This is a genomic window from Canibacter zhoujuaniae, assembly GCF_011752015.1.
In the GTDB taxonomy this organism is placed as follows: domain Bacteria; phylum Actinomycetota; class Actinomycetes; order Actinomycetales; family Microbacteriaceae; genus Canibacter; species Canibacter zhoujuaniae.
The window spans coordinates 318687-344506 of sequence record NZ_JAAIKA010000002.1 but is presented as its reverse complement, the minus strand read 5'-3'; the positions used below and the strand labels follow the sequence as shown (position 1 = coordinate 344506).

Here is a 25820-nt window from a genome sequence, read left to right as displayed (position 1 = left end):
TTGCGCCGACAAACGCGGCGCGGCACTAAGAACTTGAGGTAGGCGACAATGCATCTGTCATTCACCGACTCTCCGAATAGCACGCTCGGTATCGAGTGGGAGATCGCCCTGGTTGACGCTAACTCACTGGAACTCGTAAACGACGCGCCAGCGGTCATTGCAGCGCTCAATGCCGCAATACCCGAAAGCTGTGACGGTAAGGTCTCCGCAGAGCTGCTACAGAACACAGTGGAGCTGGTGACATCGCCGCACCGCACAGTTGCCGCCGCTGTTTCTGAGCTGCGTGAAATGGCGTGGATCCTAAAACAGCTTGCGGAAGAGCGCGGCTACAAACTTATTTCAAGCGGCACACACCCGTTTTCGAGCTGGGCAGACCAAAAAGTTTCAGACAGCGATCGCTATCAAAACTTTGCAAAAGACTACGGCTGGTGGGGTCGGCAAATGCTAATCTGGGGCATCCACAATCACATCGGCGTGGCAGACAAAAAATTTGCTGTGCCGGTGATGAACGCCCTCTCACGCGTGCAACCGCACCTAATTGCATTAAGCGCTTCCAGCCCGTTTTGGGAGGGGATCAACACCGGCTATGCATCAAACCGCACGATGCTCTTTCAGCAGCTACCCAGCGCAGGGGTGCCGCCGCTGCAGGCAACGTGGGACGAGTTTGAAAAAACCATTGAGCAGATGCAGCAGGTGGGTCTAATTACTGAGCTGAATGAGGCGCGCTGGGATGTGCGGCCCGCTCCCGGTTGGGGCACAGTGGAGGCGCGCGCCTGCGACGGCACCGGCAGTTTGCGCCGTATCGCAGCAGTAACTGCGCTAACTCAAATTGTTGCTGATGGTGTGACCCGCGGCACGCACACATGCCATGAGCCAGACCCTGAATGGCTGACGCGCTTTAATAAATGGCAGGCGGCCAGATACGGCGCAGACGCAACTCTTGGCGTGATTGACTCTAAGGCGCGTAAATCACTCACCGACTCACTGCAGCAAATAATAGAGTCGCACGCTGTGAGTATTGAAACGCTGGGTTGCGCGGAAGCGGCAGACGATATTCTTCGTTTGGCGACAGAAGATAGCTGTGCAAAAAGACAGCAAGCGGCCTACACCGCAGAGTTAGACAGCAGCGGAGATAGGGATCAGGCGCTGTTTAAGGCAACCGAAATTCTCGTCGATGAATTCGACGCAAACTTCGTTTAGCGCAGCCCGCTCTTCTTTAAGAGCTCCTGCATCTGCTTGATGTCGGCAGCTCGCGGCGCAGCTTGACCAGCAGAGCTCTGCCCACCGAATGCGCCTAAGCCGGCACCATTCGTCGCAGCAGATGTTGACTTGCCGGCTGCTTCCTGCGCACGCTTGGCGGGGTTGCCTGATTTGCGGCCGCCTTTTTTCTTGCCCTGAGTCTGCTTTTTCTTACCGCCGTGTGCGCCTGGCACGCCAGGGATCTGCCCCATCCCCGGAATCTGCGGCATACCGCCACGGGCAACTGTTTTCATCATCTTTGCAGCCTGCTCGAACTGCTTCACGAGACGGTTCACATCGGTAACTGTCTGCCCGGATCCCTTTGCGATGCGCAACCTGCGTGACCCGTTCAAAATTTTCGGGTTTTTGCGTTCATAAGGGGTCATTGACTGAATAATCGCCTCGGTGTGCAAGATTTGGCGCTCATCAAACGCATCGAGCTGGGCTTTCATCTTGCCCATGCCGGGCAGCATGCCCATCATCTTCTTGAGTGAGCCCTGCCCGCGCAGCTGCTGCATCTGCTTCAAGAAATCATCGAGCGTGAACTGATCGTTCGCGATCTTCTCAGCAGTTTTACGCGCTTCTTCTTCATCGAACGCGGCCTGCGCCTGCTCGATCAGGGTGAGGATGTCACCGAGATCCAGAATCCGGCTCGCCATCCGATCCGGGTGGAACTGTTCAAAGTCGTCAAGCGTCTCACCGGTTGAGGCGAACAGAATCGGGCGACCCGTCACAGACCTAATTGAGAGCGCCGCACCACCGCGTGCGTCACCGTCAAGTTTGGTGAGCACAACACCGGTAAAGTCAACACCCTCTTGGAATGCTTTCGCTGTTGTGACAGCATCTTGACCGATCATCGCATCGATCACGAACAGCACTTCGTCAGGGTTGGTGGCTTTTCGAATATCAGCCGCCTGCTGCATCAACTCTGTATCAACACCGAGACGACCGGCGGTGTCAATAATCACGAAATCATACTGTTTAGACTTTGCTTCACGAACACCGTCGGTTGCAACGCGCACGGGATCACCAACACCGTTGCCGGGTTCTGGCGCATAAATAGCTACCCCCGCCTGCTCAGCAACAACACCGAGCTGGGTTACCGCGTTCGGGCGCTGTAGGTCACAGGCGACCAGCAGCGGGGTGTGTCCCTCTTTTTTCAGCCATTTAGCGAGTTTGCCAGCCAGAGTGGTTTTCCCGGCACCCTGCAGACCGGCGAGCATAATCACCGTCGGGGGCTGTTTTGCAAACTGGAGCCGACGCTGCTGACCACCAAGAATTTCAATTAACTCTTGGTTCACAATCTGCACAACCTGCTGCGCAGGGTTCAAGGCCTCATTAACCTCGTCACCAAGCGCCCGCTCACGCACCTTTGCGGTGAAGCTCTTAACCACGTCAAGCGCAACGTCTGCTTCTAAAAGCGCGCGTCGAATCTCGCGCACGGTGCCATCAACGTCACTAGCGCTCAGCTTGCCTTTGGTGCGGAGCTGCGCGAAGGTCTGTGTAAGTCGCTCTGAGAGTGTGCCAAATGTAGCCATAACTATGCCATTCTACAGGGCTTAACTGCGTAAATATTCGTAAAATAAGCGCCCCAAGAGACCCGCGGCAAGCGCATTAACTCTTCAGGCAGTTGAGTTTATGGCAGAGGCTAGCCGTTGAACGCCAGTTTGTAGGCGATTAGCAGCATCACGATACCGATTAGCACATCAATAATCTGCCACGCACGCGGTTTCGCGAGCACTCCTGAGAGTGCGCGTGCCCCGAATCCGAGACCCCCGAACCAGAGGACCGAAGCTGTCATCGCGCCCACCGCTGCCAGCCATTTTGCGTCGCCAAAAGAGTTGGTGACGGTGCCGAGCATAACGACCGTATCGAGGTAGACGTGCGGGTTTAAGAAAGTGAGTGCCAAAGTTGTTGTGAGCACTGAGCCGGCACCTGCTTGTTTTGCCTCAGTTAGCGCCCCAGCACCTCGCGCCGCAGACATAAAACAGCGACTCGCGAAATAGATGAGGTAAACAACCCCGCCCCACCGTAGAACGTCAAGGAGCCACGGCACAGCGTTTGAGAGCACCCCGATGAAGGCGGTGCCGAGCGCTATCAGCAGAATATCTGCGAGCATACAGGTGAGCACCACTACGAGCACATGCTCACGTCTAATGCCCTGCCGCAACACCCAAGCATTTTGCGCACCGATTGCAACGATGAGCGCGAGACCGGTAAGGAACCCCTGAAGCCAGATTTCCATGCTAATCAACCAAATTTTGTGCGAATACGTGCGGCGTGAAGCCGGTCAGGTCACTGATCCCCTCACCCTGCCCAACAAGCTTTACCGGCAGCCCTGTCTTTTCTTGCACGTTCAGCACAAAACCGCCTTTGGCGCTGCCGTCTAGTTTTGTGAGCACGAGCCCGGTCACACCGGCGTGCTCGATAAACGCCTCGGCCTGAGCGAGACCGTTCTGCCCGGTGGTGGCGTCAAGCACAAGTAGCACCTCTGAAATTGGGGTTAGCTTCTCGATTACACGCTTGATTTTTGACAGTTCATCCATAAGACCGCCCTTGGTTTGCAAGCGCCCGGCGGTGTCAATCACAACCACATCGAAACCTTCGTTGATGCCGCGCTGCACAGTTTCATAGGCAACAGAGGCGGGATCCTGCCCCTGCTGTTTGGGTTTCACAATCGCTGCCCCGCCGCGCGTCGCCCAGGTGTTAAGCTGCTCAACCGCTGCTGCACGAAATGTATCAGCCGCCCCCACAAGCACTCTGCGGTTGAAGTTGCCTAGGTAGTTGGCAAATTTTCCGATAGTGGTTGTTTTGCCAACACCGTTCACACCCGCAACTAACACCACTGCTGGGCGGTCACTCAGTTTTAGGGTTGGATCAAACTTTGCAAGACGATCAGCGATAGTGTCTCGCAGCAGCTGCTTCAGATCTTTCACATCGGTGATGCTGTGACGCTCAACCTGGTCACGCAGTTCGGTGAGCATCTCATCGCTTAAGTCGGGCCCAAAATCTGCGCCGATCAAAGCCATTTCAAGATCGTCCCAAGTATCTTCAGTAATGGGTTCACTGCGGTTGAACAGCCCTGAAAACGCTTTAGAAAAAGACCATGCCATGTTTCTAGACTACCTGCTAGCGGCGGCGCTGGCAGCTTGGGCAAAATACTGCGGATCGCCCACCAACCACAACACGCTGCAACAAACTGCGGCAGCGCTGACACGGCTGCCCCTGCCGTCCATAGGCATTTAGACTGCGCGAAAAGTATCCTGATTCACCGTTGACATTAACGTAGAGAGCATCGAACGAGGTGCCGCCTTCGGCGAGGGCCTTTTCCATAACTGTGCGGGCGGCCTCGAGCAGTTCGATTAAACGCCGTTTAGAGATACGGTTTGCCGGTGTTTCCGGATGCACTCTGGCAAGCCATAGGGCCTCATCGGCATAGATATTGCCGATCCCACTCATCAGGCTCTGTTCGAGCAGCAGTTTTTTCACCTGCACAGACTTTGTTTTCAGCTGCTCAGCTACAGCATTAAAATCAAAAGCCGGATCTAGCAGGTCGCGCGCAATATGCTGGGCCTGTGCCGGCAGTAACGGCAGCTCTGTGCCCCACCCCGCAGCTTTCCCATCATGCGTTGGAGCTAATGGATCAATCGCAAGAGACCCGAAGCGCCGCTGATCGGCAAAGTCAACACGCACCTCGCTACCGGCAGCTGTTTGCACCCACAGACGAATGCGCACATGCTTATCTTCCGGCGCATCATTTGCCCTAAGCAGCACCTGCCCGCTCATCGCGAGGTGAGCAAACAGTGCCTCATCTGGCACAGCAGTTGGGACGCCACTGGGGGCAATTGGAATCCACAAAAATTTCCCGCGTCTGGCTGGGGAAAGCAGCCTGGCACCGGTGATCCGCCGCTCAAAATCAGCCGCTCGCAGGCGCCTGGTGCTCTCATCTAGTGTGCGGCCGTGCCCGGCAGAAACTGCGCCAGAGTCGCGCCCTGCCCGGCTGATGTGTCGTTTCAGCGAGCGCGCATCAAAAACTTCAGCGCCTAAGACTGTTGCGCCGGTGACGGCAGGCACTAGGCCTGCACGAACCACCTCAACTTCCGGCAGTTCAGGCATCTGCGTTTACTCGGTGCAGCTCAGCTTCATGCAGTTTTAACACCGCCTGACGCGCGGCAGCAGCTTCAGCGGCTTTTTTGCTCGTGCCCCGCCCGATTCCGACAACTCCAAGCAGCTCCACGGTTGCGGTGTAGCGGCGATCATGATCCGGCCCTGTGCCGGTGACTAAATACTGCGGCAGCGGGAGCGCCCGCGCAGCAGCAATCTCCTGCAGTGCGCTTTTCGGATCAATTGTCGCTGCCAGAAAATCAATATCTGCAAGCTGCGGCTCTAGCAGTTCAAGCACGAAGGTTTTTGCTGTGTCAATTCCGGTTGATAGAAACACTGCTCCGATCACAGCTTCTAACGCATCTGCGAGAATTGAGTCTTTGTCGCGGCCACCGGAGTCGTTCTCGCCGCGACTCAAATACAAATAGGCCCCGAGGTTTATACGCCTTGCGGCTTGTGCGAGCGCCACCGTTGAAACTACCGCCGCACGACGTCTTGTGAGCTCGCTTTCTGAAAGCTTAGAGTAGCGTTTATACAGGTAGGTGGTAACCGCAAAGCCGAGCACAGAGTCACCCAAAAACTCAAGTCGCTCATTGTGGTCACGACCCTTATTTTCTGCCGCCCAAGAGCGGTGTGTCAAAGCGCGTTCGAGCAGAGCCGGATCAACCTTTACACCAAATGGTGCAAGAAAGCCGCCCGCCTCTTTGGGTGCAGACCCGAAAGATGCGGACGGCTTCTCAAAGTGTTTTTCTGTCACCTTATGCGTCAGCTACGCGACGGCCTTTGTACTCCATGAAGAGTGGGGTGCCCTGTGAGTCTTCAACAACGCGTGCGCGGTGTGGAAGGCTGTACACGGTGCGGCCGTTCTCGACAGTCTTTACCAGGGTTGGCACGCTTGCCTTCCACTGTGAACGACGATGACGGGTATTTGAGCGTGACATTTTGCGCTTTGGAACTGCCATGATGCTCTACTTTCTAAACATAATTGATGACAAACAAAACCTGTGGTCTTATTTGTCCTGGTCATTTGCAACCGAAAATTCAGCTAACGCTGCCCAGCGGGGATCAACCGCTTTCTCAGCATCAGCCGCTGCGGGCTCTGTTAGACGCTCGCCTGTCTCTGGATCTAGTCCAGCGCAGTTCTCGCGGCAAACAGGTTGGAACGGCAGTGCAAGCACAAACTCGTTCAGCAGCAGGGGTTCAAGGTTCACGTGATCACCGTGAACTCCGTATTCGTCGGCCTCAGAAGGATTATACGCGAAAAGTTCGGTAAACGCGACTTCCTGTGTTTCTGTGAACTCTGTTAGGCATCTGCCGCACTCAGCCACTGCTTCTGCATCAGCGCTAACTGTTGCGAGAATGCCTTCGTGCACGGATTCAAGTCGCACATCTGCGTTGATAGCAGCACCGGCGGGTATTTTCGCTAGGCCCTCACCCCACTGTTCTTGCAGGGTTTCAGTGCGCGCAAACTCACGCATCTCACCGGGACGGTTGTAGATGTCGCGAATATTGAATTCAAACAGTTTTCTAGTGCTCACGCATCGATTTTATGCGGCTGAGCTGGGTGCGCTATTCAGCCGCTGAGTTTTCGTCGCTAAGAGCTGCAGCGGCCATAATGTCGATAACGTGCTGCGGCACATACTCGCTGACATCTCCGCCCAGGTGAAACACCTGCCTAACAAGGCTGCTAGAAACCGCTGAAAATGCTGGATCCGGTAGCACAAACATAGTTTCGATGCCCGCTAGCGAACGGTTCATCAGCACCATCTGGGTTTCGTATCCGATATCCTGCTGGTTGCGCACACCCTTCACAAGCACTGTCGCCCCAACCTGCTTGCAGTATTCGACGAGCAGACCGTCCTGCCAACCGGTAACAACAATCTTCGCCGCAGTATCAAATTTTTCGACAGCAGTGCGGATCAAATCGATCCGACTCGTAAGTGAGAGCAGCGGTTTTTTATCAGGGTTGTGCACAACCACAACGTGCACTTCATCAAAAATAGTGGCTGCACGCTCTATCACGTCGAGGTGCCCAAAGGTGACCGGATCGAAGGATCCTGGCACAACTGCGATTGAAGTCATAGTTAAACCATACTGCCTTATGTTTTATCGAGCTGTGCCGCGTTGTTAAGATCTGCCGCAACCATATCGCGCAGCTGTGGATGCTTTTCGAGCGTGGGGTCTTGCTGCAGCAGAGCGTCTACAAGCTCCCTGGCGGCATAAATTATTTCTGCGTCGTTTAACACTCTGAGCAGCCGCAGCCGAGATTTACCGCCCGACTGTGCGTTGCCTAAAATATCGCCCTCACGGCGCTGTTCGAGATCAAACTCTGCCAGCTCGAAACCGTCGCCGGTGTTAGCGACCGCTGCAACCCTTTCCCAGCCGGGAGTGCCAGGCTCTGCCTCAGTTAAAAACAGACACAATCCCGCATGCGCCCCGCGCCCCACGCGGCCGCGCAGCTGATGCAGTTGCGACACCCCGAAGCGGTCTGCCTCAAGCACAATCATCATCGTGGCGTTGGGCACATTAACACCAACCTCAATAACGGTTGTGGCGACCAAGACATCGATTGCACCGGCCGCAAAATCTTGCATAACCGCTTCTTTTGCGTCGGCAGACAGCTGTCCTGTCAGCTCTCCGACTGTTACTCGCTGAAAATCATCACGCAATCTTAGCGATGCGGCAATCTGGGCGACACCGGCGCGTGCCTTTGGTGCTGCAGCGTCGGGGTTTGCCGCCGATCCGCCCCCTGTTTCAACATCGATAGCCGGGCACACAACATACACCTGGCGACCGTTGGCGATCTCTTCAAGCGCACGCTGCCAGACGCGCGCCACCAATTGCGGCTGCTGACGCACCTGCACCGCGTGCGAGTCGATGCCGATTCTGCCGGCAGGCAGCTCTCGCAACGTCGTAATTTCAAGCTCGCCGAACGCGGTCAGCGCAACTGTCCGAGGAATCGGGGTGGCCGTCATGGCAAGCAGGTGCGGCCAGGTGCGCCCCTTTCTGCGCAGCGCATCGCGTTGCTCAACCCCGAAGCGATGCTGTTCGTCAACCACAACCAAGCCGAGGTCAAAAAACTGGGTTGCATCGCTTATGAGGGCATGGGTTCCGATCACGATTTTGCTCTCGCCTGAAACGATTTTCAGCAGTGTCTGTTTACGCTCTTTGGTGCTTAAAGAGCCCGTCAACAGCACCGGCTTTAATTCTGCTGTCGGCTCAGGGCCAAGCAGCTCACACACGCTGCGAAAGTGCTGCCCCGCGAGCACTTCTGTGGGTGCTAACAGCGCTGTCTGCCCGTCACTGTCAGCAACCTGCAGCATCGCTCTGAGGGCCACCACGGTTTTACCCGATCCAACCTCACCCTGTAACAGGCGCGCCATCGGGTATGCGCGGTTTAACTCCGCCGCAAAAGTCTCACCCGCAGCTAATTGGTCGCCGGTCAGCGCATACGGTAGCGCGCGGTCAAAACGCTGCAGCAGCCCGTGTTCGTTTAAGGGCCTCGGGGTTGCCGCGTGTGCTTTCGCGCGCTGTGCCAGCACCCCGAATGCCAGCTGCAGCGCAAACGCCTCACGAAACTTTAGGCTGTGCTGCGCCGCTCTGTAGTCGCTCTCTGTCTCAGGCTGATGCACACCCCGCAACGCAGTATCCAGGTTTACGATACCGATCCGCTGCAACAGAGAGTCAGCGAGCGGGTCGCGAATTTCCTGTATTTCTTGCAGCACATGCGCAATATGTTTCGCAATAGCCCAGGAGGGCAGCGCACCGGTTGCTGGATACACCGGCACAGGTCGCTTCGAGTATGCAAGCGCGGCAGCGTCTCTAAGCGCCTGGATGTCTCCGCCTGCTGCCGCAACTTCCGCGCCACTGTCAAAAAGCTCGTAGTCGGGGTTTTGCAGTTGAAACTGGCCGCGATACTCGGTGACTTTACCCGCAAACTGGCCGCTGCGACCGGCGATAAGATCTTTCTCACGCCAGGGTTGGTTGAAAAAAGTGAGGCTTAGAAAACCGTTTCCGTCGGTCACGCGCACACTCAAAATAGAGCCGCGACGCGCTGCCATAGTGCGTTTTTGCACGTCTAGAATACGTGCAACGATTGTGACGTGCTCTCCCAGCGGGAGCGACGTAAGCGGGGTTAGCTCACCGCGTTTTGAATACCGCCGCGGCATGTGCAGCAGCAGCTCTTCAACTGTGCGGTATCCAAAGGCGCGCTCAATCGCCTTCGCGTGCTTTACGCCAAGCACACTCTGTAAGGAAGAATCGAGTCCTGCTGCTGTCACTCTTCGAGCTTAGCTGCCTCTGCCCACCAACAGCTGGTTTCACCGTAATCCTTCACTTTTATGAGGGAGTATCCAGCAGGCCACATTGGTTCCGGGCTGCGTTTATCACGCTCAACCAGCACAGCAGCATTTTCGACCAGATGCGGGCGCAGCAGTTCCAAGCACTCTGTCAATTCAGTTTCTTGCAGATCATAGGGGGGATCGATAAGCGCCACATCGAAGAGTTCAGCGGGCGGCGCAAGCAGAAATGTGCGGACGGCGCTCACGCACACTTTCGCCTGCGCCTCACGCTCTGATTTATGCACCGCACCAAGCACTGTGTGCGCGTTTAATTGCGCAATTTTTGCCGCTCCCGCATGTTTTTCCACGAGCACACACTCACGCGCACCGCGACTAACCGCTTCAAGACCGAGAGCTCCCGAACCGGCGTAAAGATCCAGCACCCGCGTATCCGCAACAAAATCCCACGCTTCGAGGGTTGAAAAAATTGCCTCACGCACACGATCTGAGGTGGGTCTTGTGCCGCGCTCGGGCACCTTCAATCTGAGGGAGCTTGCCGCACCGGCAATAATTCTTGTCACAAGCCCAACCCTACTCTGCTGTGTATGTCGCTGCACATAATTTGTATACAGAAAATTATTAACCGTACACACCCACTAAAAACAGCCAGAGTGCTCAGTTAGCGCAGGCTAGCTGGACACTCTGGCTATTTAGGTTTCAGAGATGATCCAAAATTCCGCTTAGCGGCGTGGGATCATAGTGTACTTAGTCTCCAGGAACTCTTCGATACCCTCGTGGCTGCCCTCACGGCCGAGCCCGGACTGCTTCATGCCACCAAACGGTGCCGCAGCGTTAGAGAGCACACCGGCGTTAACAGCCATCATGCCAGCTTCGATACGGTCGATCATGCGCTGCGCACGGTGCAGATTTTCTGTGAAAACGTAGCTTGCGAGCCCGTACTCAGTGTCGTTTGCAAGCTCCACAGCTTCGTCTTCGGTCTTAAAGCGCACAATCGCAAGCACGGGGCCAAAAATTTCCTCACGCGCCAGATCTGATTCGAGTGGGGTGTAGTCAACAACTGTTGGCTGGTAGAAGCAGCCAGGCCCAGCAATTCGCTTACCGCCGGCAAGCACTCGGCCGCCCTTTTCTACGGCACCGTCTACCAGACGCTCAATGTTTGCAACCGCCTTTTCTTCGACGAGTGCACCAATCTGCACACCTTCTTCAGTGCCACGGCCAACCTTCATAGCGCTGACGCGCTCTGCGAGTCGCTCCGCAACTTCGTCAGCGATGCTCTCCTGCACATAAACACGGTTGGCAGCCGTGCAAGCCTGGCCGATGTTGCGGAATTTTGCAGCCAGAATACCCTCAACTGCGACATCGATATCTGCGTCTTCAAACACAATGAGTGGCGCATTACCGCCAAGCTCCATCGAGGTGCGCAATACATTTTGAGCCGCTGCCTCAAGCAGTTTCACACCAACCGGGGTTGAGCCGGTAAAGCTGAGCTTGCGCAGACGCTTATCTTGCAACAGAGCTTCCGACTGCTTGCTCGACTGAGAAGTTGCAACAACGTTAACCACGCCCTTTGGCAGGCCCGCATCTTCAAGCAGCTGCTGGAAGTAAATAGTTGTGAGCGGAGTGAGCGCAGCCGGTTTCACAACCACGGTGCACCCAGCGGCGAGCGCAGGCGCGATCTTTCTGGTTGCCATCGCAAGTGGGAAGTTCCACGGGGTGATGAAGTAGCAGGGGCCGACAGGTATTTTCGACACAATCATGTCTGCGGTGCCCTCAGGGTTTGAGCCAAAACGGCCCCCAACGCGCACTGCTTCTTCAGAGAACCACCGCAAAAACTCGCCGCCGTAGGTCACCTCACCCTCAGCTTCGGCCAGTGGCTTGCCCATCTCGATCGTCATCAGCAGCGCGAAATCTGCACGGCGTTCCTGCAGCAGCTCCCATGCCTTGCGCAGAATATTTGAGCGCTCACGCGGGCTCGTCTTTGCCCACTCTGCTTGAGCTGCGACAGCGGCATCCAGCGCCCGCTGCGCGTCAGCAACGCTCGCATCAGCGATACTCTTCAAAAGTTCGCCGGTCGCCGGGTCAAAAACGTCGAGAGTCTTTCCCTCTTGCGCTTCCACCCATTCGCCACCAATAGCGAGGCGAGATTCAACGCGATCCAGCAGATCTTTTTCGGCCTGAGTAAGTGCCATCAATATTCCTTTCACGACTACGTCGAGATCATATACTCGTCCCATTCTACTCCCCAACAGTTGCGCCCTCACGCACGGTTTCCGATATCGTAAGAGCTCACGCTAGGCTTACACCGTGACAAAATTCCGATGCGCTTTCGCCCTCACACTGCCCCTGGTAGCAGCAGCATCACTAGCTGGGTGCGCGTCACCTGTGCCACTGACCCCGGCAGAATCCGCAAACGATCCGCACTGCGCAGCCGTCACAGTGCGGCTTCCAAACGAGCTTGCAGGGTTTGCAAAACGCGCCACCAATGCGCAGGCAACCGGAGCTTGGGGCGACCCTGCTGCGGTGTTAACACGCTGCGGCCTGCCGGTTTCAGAGCCGACCGTGAACCCCTGCATTAACCTAAACGGCGTTGACTGGGTGATAGATGAATCTGAGGCTCCGCTGTTTCGCTTCGAAGCCTACGGCCGGGAGCCCGGGTTTGAAGTGTTTGTTGATTCAGATCAGACAAGCGGCACCGATGTGCTGCTTGAGTTGCAGTCTGCGGTGGAGCGTCTCCCGCAGGTGCGGCAGTGCAGCAACGTTGCCGATGCACGCACAATCGAGCAGGGTGACAGCTAGCGCTGGGCTTCTAAAGCCAACTCAATAAGTTCGGTAATGAGTTCAGAGTAGCTCACGCCCGAAGCCTCCCACAGCTGCGGATACATCGAAAATGGTGTAAACCCGGGCAGCGTATTAATCTCGTTGAGCACCGGCCCGTCGGCTGTTAAAAAGAAGTCTATGCGTGCGTAGACGGCACAGCCGGCAGCATCAAATGCTTTAAAGGCCGCATCACGTAGCGCCTGATACTCGGCGTCTATCACTTCCGCGGGAAGCACAATTTCAACGCCAGCACCACCAAGATACTTAGATTCAAAGTCGTAAAAGTCGCGGCCGGTGAATTTAATCTCACCAATCACATCACTGGCACGCAGGCTCGCATCCCCACGCCCGCCAAGCACACCGATCTCAACCTCACGGCCGGTGATGGCTGATTCAATCAGCGCGGTGTGATCTTCAGCGAGCGCGGTATCAACCGCCGCGGCAAGACCGCCAGGTTCAGTCACACGGGTCACCCCAACGCTGGATCCGGCGCGCGCTGGTTTCACAAACAGTGGGTAGTTAAGGCCCTGATCTAATCGCGTCACCGCTTGCGGATCTTGCGCGAGCTGCTGGCGGCTAATCCTGTTCCATGGCGCTACTTTAACGCCCGCTGTCTCTAACACAACCTTCAGCGCATGCTTATCCATGCACAGCGCGGAAGCGAGCACACCGCTGCCAACATACGGGAGGCCCGCAAGCTCACACAGCCCCTGCACTGTGCCGTCTTCGCCGAATGGGCCGTGCAGCATTGGCACAACCACGTCGATTGTGCCAAGTTCAGTAATTTGGTTCTGAGCGTCAAGCACACGGAGTGTGTGATCGTCGGTTGCCAGCGGCCAGATGATGCGCTCATCACCTGCCGCAACCTCTGGCAGTGGATCACTGTCAAGCGCATAACTGAGCAGCACAGACTCACTGACGGGCACGAACTGACCGGTTTTGGTGATCCCGACAGGAATCGCGTTAAAACGCTCTTTATCGAGCGCACGATACACGCCTGCGGCGGTGACACAGCTCACAACATGTTCACTGGAGCGCCCGCCGAACAGCAGCGCCACGGTTAGTTTTTTGTCGCTCATACGGTATCTCCAGATGCTGACTCGGTGTTTTTGCTTAGTTGCTGGTTTTCGCGCCCTTGAAAACGGCTTTTACACGCGCCCAAAAATTCGGGGCTGCATCGTCCTGCAACTGCATTTCAGGCTGCGGCACCTCGTCTTCAGTAGCGAGGTGCGGGCCAAGGTCTGCGGGTTTCATGCGCCCCTCAAGCACCATCTGCACCTGCTCCACGATTGGCATAACAACGCCGCGCTGCCTGGCTAGCGCAAGCACCGGCGCAACTGATGTGATGCCCTCAGCGGTCTGTGACATTTCCTGCGTCGTTTCTTCTTTGCTGTAGCCCTGGCCGATCAGGCGGCCAGCAGTTGAGTTGCGCGACAGCGGTGACTGGCAGGTGGTGATCAGATCACCCAAGCCCGCAAGCCCTGTCATTGTCGTTGGATTTGCCCCTGAAGCGACCGCAAACTCGGTCATTTCTGCGATCCCGCGAGTAATGATAGCCGCTTTAGTGTTGTCGCCGTAGCCGACTCCATCAACGATGCCGATTGCGAGCGCGATTAGATTCTTCAGCACACCGCCGAGCTCTGTGCCTGTCACATCTGTGTTGATGTAGGTGCGTAGATACGGCGTGCTTGAAATTTTTGCAACGCGTTGCGCTGTTTCCAGGTTGACAGACGATGTCACCGCGCCGGTTGGTTGTTCACGGGCTATCTCGAGCGCGATGTTGGGGCCAGAAACCACCGCAACCTGCTCAATATCCCAGTCGAGTGTGTCGGTAATCACCTGTGACATGCGCATCTGGGTGGATTGCTCTACGCCCTTAACCAGACTCACGAGGATCGCATCCCGCCGCAGATAGTGCCGCATTGCCTGCAGGTTTTCACGCAGAGACTGGCTTGGCACCGCCAAAAACACTATTTCTGCGTCCTCAACCGCAGTTTGCAGATGATCGGTTGCTTTCAAGCCTCGCGGCAGGTTTACACCGGGCAGGTATTTGCCATTCCGGTGACTTGTGTTAATTTCGGTTGCAACTTCTGTGCGACGTGCCCAAAGCAGCACATCACAGCCGGCGTCAACCAGCACCTTCGCATATGTTGTGCCAAAACTTCCGGCTCCGATAACCGCAACAACCGGAGCGTCTTGCGCTGCTTCTTTAGCCACTAAAACCGCCCTGTTTCGCTCTGCTCATGCTCTCTTGGATCCCACCTTTTTGTGGGTGCCTCTTCCCCGCGCAGTGTTTCTAAGAGCGCGGTGATCTCTGCCATCAGCTTATCTGTAACCTCGCCAATTACAGCGTTATTGATCGGCCGCCCCTGATATTCGCTCAGATCGAGTGGCTCACCGATGGCAACGCGCACAGTTTTGCGCCCAAACAAATTTAGCTTCTTGCCATACCGCGGCATAATCTCCTGCACGCCCCAATGCGCGGCCGGAATGAGCGGAATATTACCCTCCAGCGCAAGCCGTGCTGCGCCGCTTTTACCGCGCATCGGCCACATGTCGGGGTCGCGCGTTAGTGTGCCCTCAGGGTAGACGATAACACCTCCGCTAGTCGCGATGAGGTGACTGGCTGCCTGCATCGCTGAGTGCCTGGCACCGGCCGCGCCTGCGTCGCCGCTGTTGGCTTCACGATAAACCGGAATCTGCCCGGTGATCTTCAAAATCCACTTTAAAAATGGCACTTTGAAAAGGCTCGCTTTCGCCATAAAACGCGGCAGTCGCCCGAGCTTAAACACCGCCACCGCCATAGCGATCGGATCGATTTCGCTCAGATGATTCGGAGCGAGCACGAACGGCCCCTGTGCGGGAAGCTTGCTGTTGGGGGCAAAGCGATACTTCGCCGCAAACTGCCACAGCGGCAGCACAATCGCGGCAATTATGCGAAACGGACCAAACTTTGTAGTTTCAGGTGTGCGGCGGCGCTTAAAACGCACCAGCTCCACTTCGTGCTGTGCCCGCTCGTTCACGGTTTACCCCTCGTAAATGAAGTCTGCGCCGAGTTTGCGCAGTTTATCTATAAAATTTTCGTAGCCACGGGCAATAATGCCGATATTTGAAACTTTACTCTGTCCTGATGCTGTCAGCGCAGCAATCAGATGCGAGAACCCGCCGCGCAGGTCGGGCACCTCGATATCTGCGCCGTGCAGCGGGGTCGGGCCGGTAATCACGGCTGCCTGCTCAAACTCACGGCGTTTAACACGGCGTCGCTCATCTTCCAGCCCAGATTTGTGCACCACAATATCGGCGCCCATCTGATTTAGCGCATCTGTGAAGCCAAAGCGGTTTTCATACACGGTTTCATGAATTGTTGACACGCCCGGTGCCTGCGTGAGCGCCACGACAAGCGGCTGCTGCCAGTCTGTCATGAACCCCGGGTGCACATCGGTTTCAATCGTGACGGGGTTGAGGTCTCCCTCTTTGCGCCAGAAACGAATTCCGTCATCGTGCACTTCAAACTCACCGCCGACCTTACGGTACACGTTCAAGAATGTCATCAGTTCTTCCTGTCTGGCACCCCCGACGAAGATATCGCCGTTGGTGGCGAGCGCAGCCGACGCCCATGAGGCGGCCTCGTTGCGGTCTGCTATCGCGCGGTGGTCGTAGCCGCCGAGCTCTTTCACACCCTCAATGAAGATCACCCGGTTTGGCTCAACATTGATGATGGCGCCCATCTTCTGCAGAATGCAGATGAGGTCAATAATTTCTGGCTCAATTGCAGCATTGCGCAGTTCGGTATGCCCCTCAGCAAGCACGCCGGTGAGCAGCACCTGCTCGGTTGCACCGACTGACGGATACGGCAGCTCAATATTTGCGCCCCGCAAGCCGTTTGGTGCGGTCAGGCTGATGCCACCCGACTGTTTGTCAACAACCGCACCAAATTTGCGCAGCGCGTCAAGATGAAAATCGATTGGGCGGTCGCCGATCCGACACCCCCCAAGATCCGGGATGAAAGCCTCACCAAGGCGGTGCAGCAGCGGCCCGCAAAACAGAATCGGAATGCGCGATGAGCCTGCGTGCGCGTCGATATCAGCTTTATGCGCTTTTTCGACATTGGAGGGATCGAGGATCCACTCATCGTTTTCACCGCGCGTAATCAGCACTCCGTGCAGAGCCAGCAGCCCAGCAACTACGCGCACATCTGAGATGTTCGGAACGTCACGCAGCACACTCTGTTTATGCCCGAGCAGAGCCGCAACCATCGCTTTTGTCGCAAGGTTTTTCGCGCCGCGCACCTCGATGCGACCGCGCAGCGGTTTACCACCGTTGATGATGATCTCGTCTGAGGTCAGACCTACGCGTTCGCCAGCCTTTTTTGCATCTAGCGCGAGACCGTCGGTTTTCTTGTCGCTCATCTGTTTTGTTCCTATTAACTAGATAGTTGTTGGCATCCAGGTCGGACGCTGCGCTTCGTAGGCGGCTATCGCATCTTCATTTTGCAGTGTTAGAGAGATATCGTCTAAGCCCTCTAACAGTCTCCAACGAGTGTACTCGTCTATTTGAAACCGTAGCTTCAGGTCTTTACAGGTGATTGTTAACTCTTCGAGATCAACCGTGACATCAGCTTCCGGGTCTGCCTCAAGCAGCTGCCACAGTTGAGAGGTCTCATCTTCAGTAATTTGGGCGGTTAAAAGCCCCTGCTTGCCAGCATTACCGCGGAAGATATCACCGAATCTGGCAGAGATCACAACACGAAAACCAAAGTCACGCAGCGCCCACACAGCGTGCTCACGCGATGAGCCAATGCCAAAATCTGGGCCAGCCACAAGCACTTTCGCGCTCTTTGCCGGTTCGTGGTTGAGAAGAAAATCTGGATCCTGGCGCCAGTTAAAAAACAGCGCATCTTCAAAACCTGTTTTCGTGATCCGCTTTAAAAACTGCGCCGGCAGAATTTGATCAGTGTCAATGTTTGCCAGCTGGATGGCAGCAGCCTTCCCGGTCACTATTCTTATTGGCTCCATTAGCGCCCCTCCTCAATAGTTGCAACCGGTTTAGCATCGTAAGTTATTCCCTTGCGCGCGTCTTCGGCAAGATCCCACGGGCTTGACAGCGTCCCGCGAATGGCTGTTGCTGCGGCTACAAGCGGTGACACCAGGTGTGTGCGGCCGCCCTTGCCCTGCCTGCCCTCAAAGTTGCGGTTTGAGGTTGAGGCGCATCTCTCCCCCGGCGTCAGCTGGTCGGGGTTCATGCCGAGGCACATTGAGCAGCCGGCAAAACGCCACTCACCGCCGAATTCTTTAATGACCCTGTCGATGCCCTCTGCTTCGGCCTCTAACCGCACGCGCGCAGAGCCGGGCACAACCATCAGACGCAGGCCGTCAGCCTTCTTTTTACCCTTAATAATTTTGGCGAACTCACGCAGATCTTCAACCCGTGAGTTGGTGCACGAACCCATAAAAACGGTGTCAACGCGAATGTCTTTTAGCGGCGTTCCGGGCCTTAGATCCATATATTCGAGCGCCCGTTCTGCCGCTGCCCTATCGTTTTGGTCGGCAAATTGGGAGGGATCGGGGATAGCCTCTGACAGCGGCACCCCCTGCCCCGGATTGGTGCCCCACGTGACGAACGGCTCAAGTTTAGAAGCATCGATAAAAACCTCTTTATCGAATTTGGCTCCCTCATCTGTTGGCAGCGTCTTCCAATACGCTACGGCTTCGTCCCAGTCTTTCCCTTTGGGGGCGCGCTCACGGCCCTTCACATACTCGAATGTTGTCTCATCTGGCGCAACCATGCCCGCGCGGGCACCTGCTTCAATGCTCATATTGCAGATTGTCATGCGCCCTTCCATGGAGAGAGAGCGGATCGTTGAGCCGCGATACTCAAGCACATAACCCTGCCCGCCACCGGTGCCAATTTTTGCAATAACCGCAAGAATTATGTCTTTTGCGGTCACCCCTGGGCGCAGCACACCCTCAACATTGATCGCCATCGTCTTAAAGGGTTTGAGCGGGAGAGTCTGGGTGGCAAACACGTGCTCTACCTCGCTGGTGCCGATTCCGAAAGCCATTGCCCCAAAGGCGCCATGGGTTGAGGTGTGTGAGTCACCACACACAACGGTAATGCCCGGCATGGTGAGACCGAGCTGTGGGCCCATCAGGTGCACGATCCCCTGCTCTTTGTCGCCCAGCGGGTGCGCCCGCACACCAAACTCTTTCACATTCTGTCTGAGAGTTTCGATCTGCAGCCTGCTTGTCGGGTCGGCGATCTGCCGAGTGATGTTGATGGTCGGGGTGTTATGGTCTTCTGTTGCAACCGTCAGATCAACGCGCCGCAACGGCCTGTTTGCCATGCGCAGCCCGTCAAAAGCTTGTGCGCTGGTGACTTCGTGAATCAGGTGCAGATCGATATAGATCAGATCTGGCTCACCGTTTTCGCCTTTGACCACAACATGACTGTCCCAGACCTTCTCAGCAAGTGTGCGGGGTTTGGTTTTCGCAGTCAAGTAGCTCGCCTCCTATAGGTCGCCGGCACCGAAGGTTGGCTTGTGGCCTTCCTTATTCTCTGTTTTCTTCATTTTAATCAAGCTTGCAACGGTTGCGACCGCCATGCAAACCACAATAACCCCCAGCGAGAACCAGGTGCTCGGGGTTGGGATCCAAGAAATGTGTTCACCGTTATTAATAAACGGCAGCTCGTTGTGGCTTGCAGCGTGCAGCACGAGTTTCACACCGATATAGGCCAGAATTGCGGCTATGCCGTAGTGCAGGTATTCAAGGCGTTCGAGCAAACCGCCAAGCAGGAAGTAGAGCTGACGCAGACCCATGAGCGCAAAAACGTTGGCGGTAAACACGATGAATGGGCTCTGTGTGATACCGAAAATTGCGGGGATCGAGTCGAGCGCAAACAGGATATCTGTTGATCCGAGGGCGAAGAGCACAAGCAGGAACGGTGTGAAATAGCGTTTGCCGTCTGCCACAACAGACAGTTTTGCGCCGTGGAAATCGTCAGTGAAGGGCAGCACGCGTTTGATTGTGCGCACCGCCAAACCTTCAGAGTGATCGTCGTCTTCATCGTGCTTCACCTGTTTCCAGGCGGTCCAGATCAGCCAGGCACCAAAAATATAGAAGATCCAGCTGAACTGCTCAATCAGCGCTGCGCCTGCGAGGATAAAAATACCGCGGAATATGAGCGCCAGGATGATACCGATCATCAGCGCCCGCTGCACATATTCGTGCGGCACTTTAAAGGCGCCAAGGATCATAACGAAAACAAACAGGTTGTCTATCGAAAGTGAATACTCTGTGAGCCAGCCGGCGAGAAATTCTGAGCCGTGCTGCGCGTCGCCGAGCACGAACATGCAACCGGCAAAAACGAGGGCGAGCCCGACATAAAAACCGACCCACAGGGCCGCCTCACGCATGCTCGGAACGTGCGGACGTTTAATGATCAGCAACAGGTCAATAATCAAAATGGCGAGCAAGGCCACCATTGAGCCTATTTCAAACCACACTGGCAGAGCGGATTCCAAAATTTATCTCCTTCTAAACGCGCTTGTGCGCTGTCTGAAGGTCTCTTCCCGGCAGCTTGTCAATTAAGAACCAGCTGCCGCGCCTGCACCGGTCGCTCGTTAGCGACGTACTGACGACACAGGCGAAGCGGAATACTCCCCTTCTGCAGAGCACCATTATATCCGTCTGCAACCGTGAAAGAATCTAATTTTTCTGGCAGAATATCTAATGCTTAAGCACCACTCGGGGCAGCGGGTGAGCGCGGGGCCGCAGAGGCCGTGACACCGACGTGCATCATTCTCAACACAATGAGTAAGGATTTGTTGCTGTTATGAACGCTGCTCCCGAAAAAAATCTACCAACTCTCGCGCGCTTTGCTTCTGGCGGATCCGGCATCTACGCAACCCTGCTTGCGGTTATGGCCGTAGTGCTGATTCTGTCTAATATTGGTGCTTCAAAGGGTGTAATTATCGGCCCGCTTGTCACCGATGGCGGTTTTTTCCTCTTCCCGCTCGCTTATATAGTTGGTGATCTTGTTTCGGAAGTTTACGGTTTCAAGAAGGCACGGCTGGCCATCACGGTTAGTTTTCTGCTCTCAATTTTTGCGGCCTTTTGCTATTGGGTGATTATTTGGCTCCCCGGCGCAGAGTGGTATGACGGGCAGGAGGCTCTCGAGCGCACACTCGGGCCGATCCCGCTTATTGTGCTTGCGTCCCTTGCAGCGTTCTTCGTCGGTCAGCTCTTTAACGCCTGGGTGCTTGTGCGCATGAAGCAGCGCACGGGTGAGCGTCTCCTCTTTGGGCGGATCGCAGTGTCTACGCTCGCTGGTGAGTTCGTAGATACGGTGGTCTTCTGCTCAATTGCGGCACCCGTTATCGGTATTTCAAACATCTCCACTTTTGCAAACTACGTGATTGTTGGTTTCCTGTTTAAATCTGCGGTGGAGATAGTGCTGTCACCTGTGACTATCGCCGTGATTGGTGCTGTGAAACGCGCCGAGCCAGAATACCGCGCAAACAGTGCTAGATAAGCGTCTGCTGGGGTTAAATCGGTAAGGATCGGGAGCATGACGCGAGGAAAACAACCGCACACCCCGCGCTACGAGCAGGAGGAAACGCCGCGTGATGCAGCTCCTGCGCCGTATCAACTTGACTATGACTGGGTGTGGGATGGCGCAGAGGTTAAAACACTTGCGGTGACGGTTGTTGGCGCAAGTTTAGACGATTTTCTTGAGTCACTGGAACCGGATATTAACGGGGTGCGCGGCAGCGGCGGCTGGGCAATTTTCCCGCAAGCTCAGCCCGGTCTCTACCATCTGGTTGCTGGTGGGGAGGATGTCGCAGACGCGTTAGAGGACGCGGCAGATCGCCTGTATCAGGCGGTTAAGCAGCAGCCCGGAGGGCGTCTCTTCTGGGAACAGGTCTAGCCGCGATCCCTCCGTGCCGCCGTTGTTAATAGGTGTTTAATCTGTGTCGCCTACACCGGGTCTAAAACTTTTGAGGCAGCGCAAGATTGGTTAGGCTCGACTGTATGACATTTCAAGCAGCATCGCTTCCCCCGGTTCCAGCGAAGAAACCTATCAAGCGCACGCATCACGGTGACACCGTAGTAGACAATTTTGATTGGCTGCGGGAGAAGGAGAGTCAGGAGGTTTTAGATCATCTGCACGCCGAAAACGCCTACGCAGATGAGATTCTGACCCCGCTGCACGGTTTGCGCGACAGGATTGTGGCAGAGGTGAAGAGCCACACCCAGGAGACCGATAGCTCCGTGCCCTATCGTGACGGCGATTTCTGGTATATCTCTCGCACACGCGAGGGCGATAACTACCCGCGCTTTAGCCGCATCTCTGTTGCGCACTCACCAGAGCTGCCGCAGCTTGATGCTGCGAGCGATGAGCTGCTTGACGGCGAAGAGGTGTTTCTCGACGCCCAGGCGCTCGCCGCAGGGTGCGAGTTTTTCCAGATTGGTGGTTTCACTATCAATGAGCCAGCAAACCTGCTTGCATACAGCGTAGACACAACTGGCGGCGAAGTTTTTGACTTACGGATCGTGGATCTAAGCACCGGTCGAGTGATTGATGACGCGGTAAAGAATGTTGCATACGGGCTTGATTTCTCGGTCGACGGCTCGAAGATCGTCTACGCAAAGAACGACGCGGCTTGGCGGCAGTGCGAGATTTGGGTGCACACGGTGGGTGCAGATGCCGCAACAGATCGCCTGATCTACCGTGAAAACGATGAGAAATACACCACCTACGCTGCTGCGTCACGCGGCGGCGAAGCGCTGCTCATTCACGCTGAATCGCACGCGGGGTGCGAGGTTTTCACAGTGCCGCTGGCTGATCCTGACACCACCCCGGTCTCTGTTGCTGGCCGCGTTGCCGATGTTGAATACTCGGTTGAGCACGCCGGCGATCACTATCTGGTGATTCACAACCGCGACCACGTCGGATTCTCGCTTGCCCGCCAGGAGCTTAATGTGACGGGCGCAGCTGCGCAGGATACTTGGGTAGAAATCATGGCACCCCAAAAGGGTGAACGCATCGAAGCCGTTGACGCTTTCAAAGGCCACGCTGCAGTAACGATGCGAGCGGCGGGTCTCCCCGCTATTCGTGTGCTGCCACGCGCCCTGCCCGAAAGTGGCAGCGAAAGCGGCTGGCACACCGGGGACGCTTGGGATATCTCGCACGGGGGCGAGCTCGATGCGGTGTATCTCGCACACAACCGCAACTGGGATAGTGACACCATCCGCTACACACTGGAGTCACTGCTCACCCCGACAACGGTTGCTGAAGTTGCGGCAACCGGCGGGCAACCAAATATTCTCAAGGTGACTGAAGTGCCAAACTTTGAGCGCAGCAACTATGTTGAAAAACGCTTGTGGGCAACCGCTAAGGATGGCACTCAGGTGCCGATCTCACTAATGGCGCGCGCCGATGTGCAGCCCGACGGCACCAACCCCGGTTTTCTCTACGGTTACGGATCCTACGAAGTGCCTATCGACCCGAGTTTTAACGTGCTCTGGTTGAGCCTAGTGGATCGCGGTGTGGTGGTTGCGATCGCGCACGTTCGCGGCGGCGGTGAGATGGGGCGCGAATGGTATTTGGACGGCAAACTAGCTAATAAAAAGAACTCGTTTAGTGATTTTGTGGATAGCGCGCACTTTCTCACTAACGAGGGTTGGTTTGATGGGGATCGGATCGCGGCCGAGGGGCGCAGCGCGGGCGGCCTGCTCATGGGCGCGATGGTAAACCTCTCACCCGCAACATTCCGTGCCGTGTTGGCTGGGGTGCCGTTCGTTGATGCGCTCACAACGATCCTTGATCCGACACTTCCCCTCACCGTGGGTGAGTGGGAGGAGTGGGGCAACCCGCTCGAGAGTGCTGAGATTTATCAGTATATGAAGGAATACAGCCCCTACGAGAACATCAAGCACGAGAAGTATCCGGCGATCCTCGCCACAACTTCGCTCAACGATATTCGCGTGTTTTATGTTGAGCCGGCAAAGTGGGTGGCGAGGTTGCGTGAGGAAACAACAAACTATGAGAGCGGTGCGGCGCTTCCTGAGCGACCGATCGCATTCAAGTGTGAAATGGTGGCCGGGCACGGTGGCCGCAGCGGCCGTTACGCCCGCTGGGAGCAGCGCGCCGAAGAATACGCGTTCCTGCTCGACCAGATTGGTGCAACTGAGTTGGAGTAGGTGACGGGGGTTGGCGCTAAGCAGGGCGGCGCAGCCGGGCGCTCACTGGATGCAGCTCCACCTAGTCGACATGCACCCAGACCACTTTACGAATAGGGTGGGCAACCCGGCTGTCAAAGCAGGAAGCACCCTACCCCAGCAGCTCCGGATAGTCTGTGCTTACACCCTTCACGTGCCGATCCACAAACGCAAACACCGTGGCATACCAGGTCACCGAGTTATTCGGCGTTAGGATCCAGTGATTCTCATTCGGAAAGTACAGGAACCGGTGCGGGTTCTCTTCAGGAGACTTATCCCCCGCGCTCAGCAGCTCAAACCACAGCCGCAGCCCCTCACCGATTGGCACACGGTAATCTTTGTCACCGTGGATAACCAGCATCGGCGCTACAATCTCATGCACCGCAGCTGCCGGGTTATATTCAGCCACGTGGGAGTCATCCAGGTGGGCACCCCAGAGAGACGCTGTGTCTGTAGTGTGTCGAAACTGATCCAGATTCCACAGCGAGGCGTGCGTCACAATACAGTCGAAGAAATCCCCTGTCTGGCCGGCGATCCAGTTGGCCATATAACCGCCGTATGAGCCGCCGAGCGCCGCCTTCCGATCCGCATCAATCTCAGGGCGCGCCAGAGCATCGTGCGTGCAGCGCATAATGTCATCAAACGGGCTGCCGCCAAACTCGCTCCAGCCGCGATCGAGCATCTCCTGCCCGTACCCGGTAGAGATAGCCGGATCCGGCAGCAGCACCGCGTAGCCGCGCGCCACGGCCGTCCACGGATTCCACCGCCAGGTCCATGAATTCCAGGATCCGAACGGGCCGCCGTGAATCCACAACAGCAGCGGCACCTGATTGTCAGCGTTTGCGTCTTTGGGCAGGCAGAGCCAGGAGCGGATCGTAGTGCCGTCCGCGGCCTCGGTGGTGAACTCCGTGAGGATGCCCGGAATATCAGGGGTAGCAATACCGCCCTCTATCGCTTCAAGCTGCTTGGTCTTCGGGTCGAGTCTAACCGGCAGTGGCGGCTGATCAATCGCATCCTGCAGTGCGACAACAGAACCGTTCCCCTCATGCAAACAAAGCGCTGCATAGTGGAACTTCCCCTCTGTTAGATTAGTGACCGTTCCCGTCGCAATATCTAGGTGGAAGATGCCGCCGCGTCCTTTATGATCCGCGGTAAAGTAGGCCTCCCTCCCATCAGGGGATATCTTAAAGTCGTTCGGCCAGTCAGTGTAGCCATTAAAGGTCTTTGTTTCCGCACCAGATGCAAGATCGAGAACGAAGTGTGAGAGCTGAATCGAGACTTTACGTGACACCTTCGGCGCACGTGTGATAACAAGAAACTTCCCGGTGGGGCTGACACCCAACAGGCTGGTGTCGTGCTCATCGTGTGCAGCAACGGTTGTGACAGTGCCATCTGCCACGTCGATCGCCACAACCTCGCTGCGTGACACGGTGCCCCGAATGCCTCGCTGCAGTGTCGCAAACACAGTGGCACCGTCGGGGCTAATAAACGCATCCAGCAACCGCTCATACGGTTTGAAGTTAGTAATCTTACGCAACTCTAGCTGCGCCTCACTATCTGCAGGATCAAGCGGATCTGCCACAAAAACCTGGTTTACAGTTGAGCCGAGATCATGATCCCATGCGCGCACCGGATACCCGGTGTGCAGGATGCCGGTTACCGCCTCTTCGCCACGTCTTTTTGCGATGCTGGCGTCATCGTCATCATCCTTTGCGTTAGGGTGCACACCGCTCACAAAGGCGATGCGACCACTCTCACGCGCAACAGTAAACCCCGCAAAACCTGCATGGCGGCGCGCCACAACGCGTGCCTCACCGCCCTGCCGTGGCAGCAGAAACAGCCTTTGCTCGGTATCTTCTTCTCCGGCATCGCGCTTCGCCGTAAACAGCACATCGCCACCCTGGGTGAAACCCAGCAACGACTCGCCTTCTACTCCGCGGGTGAGACGGCGCGGGCTCTCGCCCTCGCCACTCGGCAGCTCCCACAGCGCCGTCACGTATCCGTTTTTCTTTTTGTTGAGCTCGGTGCGGGCCGCAATCAAACGCTCACCATCGGGCGAAAGAAAAAGCCCCGTAAAACGGGGCTCGGCAACGAAAGACTTAAGATCATGAAAAATTGATTTGTTGTCGCTCATAGT

24 protein-coding genes are annotated in these 25820 nt (G+C 56.1%); 5 read left to right on the top strand and 19 right to left on the bottom strand.

Annotation, left to right across the window (positions count from 1 at the left end; genetic code table 11):
- Nucleotides 1-48: 48 nt before the first annotated feature.
- Entirely contained in the window at nucleotides 49-1200 is a 1152-nt protein-coding gene (locus tag HCQ99_RS06235; protein WP_166987499.1) for a carboxylate-amine ligase, read from the top strand.
- On the opposite strand, the gene ffh is transcribed toward HCQ99_RS06235, so the two are convergent.
- The 11 genes from ffh to HCQ99_RS06180 form a co-directional block, all read right to left on the bottom strand.
- Nucleotides 1197-2777, bottom strand: coding sequence for a signal recognition particle protein (gene ffh / locus HCQ99_RS06230; protein WP_166987496.1), 1581 nt, complete (start codon nucleotides 2775-2777; stop codon nucleotides 1197-1199). The two genes, HCQ99_RS06235 and ffh, sit on opposite strands and share 4 nt — an antisense overlap.
- A gap of 110 nt (nucleotides 2778-2887) precedes the next feature.
- Nucleotides 2888-3484, bottom strand: a complete 597-nt coding sequence (locus tag HCQ99_RS06225) for a LysE/ArgO family amino acid transporter (RefSeq protein WP_166987493.1) — start codon at nucleotides 3482-3484, stop codon at nucleotides 2888-2890.
- A gap of 1 nt (nucleotide 3485) precedes the next feature.
- Nucleotides 3486-4352, bottom strand: coding sequence for a signal recognition particle-docking protein FtsY (ftsY, locus tag HCQ99_RS06220; RefSeq protein ID WP_166987490.1), 867 nt, complete (start codon nucleotides 4350-4352; stop codon nucleotides 3486-3488).
- Nucleotides 4353-4368: 16 nt separating this feature from the next.
- Nucleotides 4369-5355, bottom strand: a complete 987-nt coding sequence (mutM, locus tag HCQ99_RS06215) for a bifunctional DNA-formamidopyrimidine glycosylase/DNA-(apurinic or apyrimidinic site) lyase (RefSeq protein ID WP_166987487.1) — start codon at nucleotides 5353-5355, stop codon at nucleotides 4369-4371.
- On the bottom strand, nucleotides 5348-5998 hold the full coding sequence (gene rnc / locus HCQ99_RS06210; RefSeq protein WP_243854811.1) for a ribonuclease III: 651 nt from the start codon (nucleotides 5996-5998) through the stop codon (nucleotides 5348-5350). The genes mutM and rnc overlap by 8 nt, the downstream gene beginning before the upstream one ends.
- Nucleotides 5999-6101: 103 nt before the next feature.
- Nucleotides 6102-6305, bottom strand: a complete 204-nt coding sequence (gene rpmF / locus HCQ99_RS06205) for a 50S ribosomal protein L32 (RefSeq protein WP_166987481.1) — start codon at nucleotides 6303-6305, stop codon at nucleotides 6102-6104.
- Between the two features lie 48 nt (nucleotides 6306-6353).
- Complete coding sequence (locus HCQ99_RS06200; RefSeq protein WP_243854809.1) at nucleotides 6354-6881, bottom strand: YceD family protein; 528 nt, start codon at nucleotides 6879-6881, stop codon at nucleotides 6354-6356.
- A gap of 31 nt (nucleotides 6882-6912) precedes the next feature.
- Entirely contained in the window at nucleotides 6913-7425 is a 513-nt protein-coding gene (gene coaD, locus HCQ99_RS06195) for a pantetheine-phosphate adenylyltransferase (RefSeq protein ID WP_166987478.1), read from the bottom strand.
- 17 nt (nucleotides 7426-7442) lie between these two features.
- A complete protein-coding gene (locus HCQ99_RS06190) occupies nucleotides 7443-9623 on the bottom strand; it encodes an ATP-dependent DNA helicase RecG (protein ID WP_166987475.1) in 2181 nt (726 codons plus the stop codon).
- Nucleotides 9620-10204, bottom strand: a complete 585-nt coding sequence (rsmD, locus tag HCQ99_RS06185) for a 16S rRNA (guanine(966)-N(2))-methyltransferase RsmD (RefSeq protein ID WP_166987470.1) — start codon at nucleotides 10202-10204, stop codon at nucleotides 9620-9622. Before rsmD ends, HCQ99_RS06190 begins: the two co-directional genes overlap by 4 nt.
- Before the next feature lie 159 nt (nucleotides 10205-10363).
- The gene (locus HCQ99_RS06180; protein WP_166987467.1) at nucleotides 10364-11833 is read right to left on the bottom strand and encodes an NAD-dependent succinate-semialdehyde dehydrogenase; all 1470 of its coding nucleotides are present in this window, start codon (nucleotides 11831-11833) and stop codon (nucleotides 10364-10366) included.
- Between the two features lie 115 nt (nucleotides 11834-11948).
- Between HCQ99_RS06180 and HCQ99_RS06175 the strand changes: the two genes are divergently transcribed.
- Nucleotides 11949-12440, top strand: coding sequence for a DUF3515 family protein (locus HCQ99_RS06175; protein ID WP_243854808.1), 492 nt, complete (start codon nucleotides 11949-11951; stop codon nucleotides 12438-12440).
- Here the strand turns inward: HCQ99_RS06175 and HCQ99_RS06170 are convergent.
- Genes HCQ99_RS06170 through HCQ99_RS06140 form a run of 7 tightly spaced genes read right to left on the bottom strand, consistent with a single transcriptional unit; the run spans nucleotide 12437 to nucleotide 19983 of the window.
- The gene (locus HCQ99_RS06170) at nucleotides 12437-13540 is read right to left on the bottom strand and encodes a D-alanine--D-alanine ligase family protein (protein ID WP_166987464.1); all 1104 of its coding nucleotides are present in this window, start codon (nucleotides 13538-13540) and stop codon (nucleotides 12437-12439) included. The two genes, HCQ99_RS06175 and HCQ99_RS06170, sit on opposite strands and share 4 nt — an antisense overlap.
- 34 nt (nucleotides 13541-13574) lie before the next feature.
- Nucleotides 13575-14678, bottom strand: a complete 1104-nt coding sequence (locus HCQ99_RS06165; protein ID WP_166987461.1) for an NAD(P)H-dependent glycerol-3-phosphate dehydrogenase — start codon at nucleotides 14676-14678, stop codon at nucleotides 13575-13577.
- Nucleotides 14678-15484: a lysophospholipid acyltransferase family protein gene (locus tag HCQ99_RS06160; protein ID WP_243854807.1), complete on the bottom strand. Its 807-nt coding sequence runs from the start codon at nucleotides 15482-15484 to the stop codon at nucleotides 14678-14680. Before HCQ99_RS06160 ends, HCQ99_RS06165 begins: the two co-directional genes overlap by 1 nt.
- A gap of 3 nt (nucleotides 15485-15487) precedes the next feature.
- The gene (gene murA / locus HCQ99_RS06155) at nucleotides 15488-16870 is read right to left on the bottom strand and encodes a UDP-N-acetylglucosamine 1-carboxyvinyltransferase (RefSeq protein ID WP_166987458.1); all 1383 of its coding nucleotides are present in this window, start codon (nucleotides 16868-16870) and stop codon (nucleotides 15488-15490) included.
- A gap of 18 nt (nucleotides 16871-16888) precedes the next feature.
- Entirely contained in the window at nucleotides 16889-17476 is a 588-nt protein-coding gene (gene leuD / locus HCQ99_RS06150; RefSeq protein WP_166987454.1) for a 3-isopropylmalate dehydratase small subunit, read from the bottom strand.
- Nucleotides 17476-18957 carry a 3-isopropylmalate dehydratase large subunit gene (gene leuC / locus HCQ99_RS06145; protein ID WP_166987451.1) on the bottom strand — a complete coding sequence of 494 codons (1482 nt, stop codon included), beginning with the start codon at nucleotides 18955-18957 and terminating at the stop codon, nucleotides 17476-17478. Before leuC ends, leuD begins: the two co-directional genes overlap by 1 nt.
- Before the next feature lie 12 nt (nucleotides 18958-18969).
- Nucleotides 18970-19983 carry a TerC family protein gene (locus HCQ99_RS06140; RefSeq protein ID WP_166987448.1) on the bottom strand — a complete coding sequence of 338 codons (1014 nt, stop codon included), beginning with the start codon at nucleotides 19981-19983 and terminating at the stop codon, nucleotides 18970-18972.
- 311 nt (nucleotides 19984-20294) lie between these two features.
- On the opposite strand from HCQ99_RS06140, the gene HCQ99_RS06135 reads away from it, so the two are divergent.
- The 3 genes from HCQ99_RS06135 to HCQ99_RS06125 all read left to right on the top strand — a co-directional run bounded on the left by HCQ99_RS06135 (nucleotide 20295) and on the right by HCQ99_RS06125 (nucleotide 23665).
- Nucleotides 20295-20993, top strand: a complete 699-nt coding sequence (locus HCQ99_RS06135) for a queuosine precursor transporter (RefSeq protein WP_166987445.1) — start codon at nucleotides 20295-20297, stop codon at nucleotides 20991-20993.
- A 36-nt stretch (nucleotides 20994-21029) separates the two neighbouring features.
- A complete protein-coding gene (locus HCQ99_RS06130; protein WP_166987442.1) occupies nucleotides 21030-21389 on the top strand; it encodes a hypothetical protein in 360 nt (119 codons plus the stop codon).
- A 104-nt stretch (nucleotides 21390-21493) separates the two neighbouring features.
- Entirely contained in the window at nucleotides 21494-23665 is a 2172-nt protein-coding gene (locus HCQ99_RS06125) for a S9 family peptidase (protein WP_166987439.1), read from the top strand.
- A gap of 130 nt (nucleotides 23666-23795) precedes the next feature.
- Here the strand turns inward: HCQ99_RS06125 and HCQ99_RS06120 are convergent, their stop codons facing one another.
- The gene (locus HCQ99_RS06120; protein ID WP_166987436.1) at nucleotides 23796-25817 is read right to left on the bottom strand and encodes a S9 family peptidase; all 2022 of its coding nucleotides are present in this window, start codon (nucleotides 25815-25817) and stop codon (nucleotides 23796-23798) included.
- Nucleotides 25818-25820 lie beyond the last annotated feature (3 nt).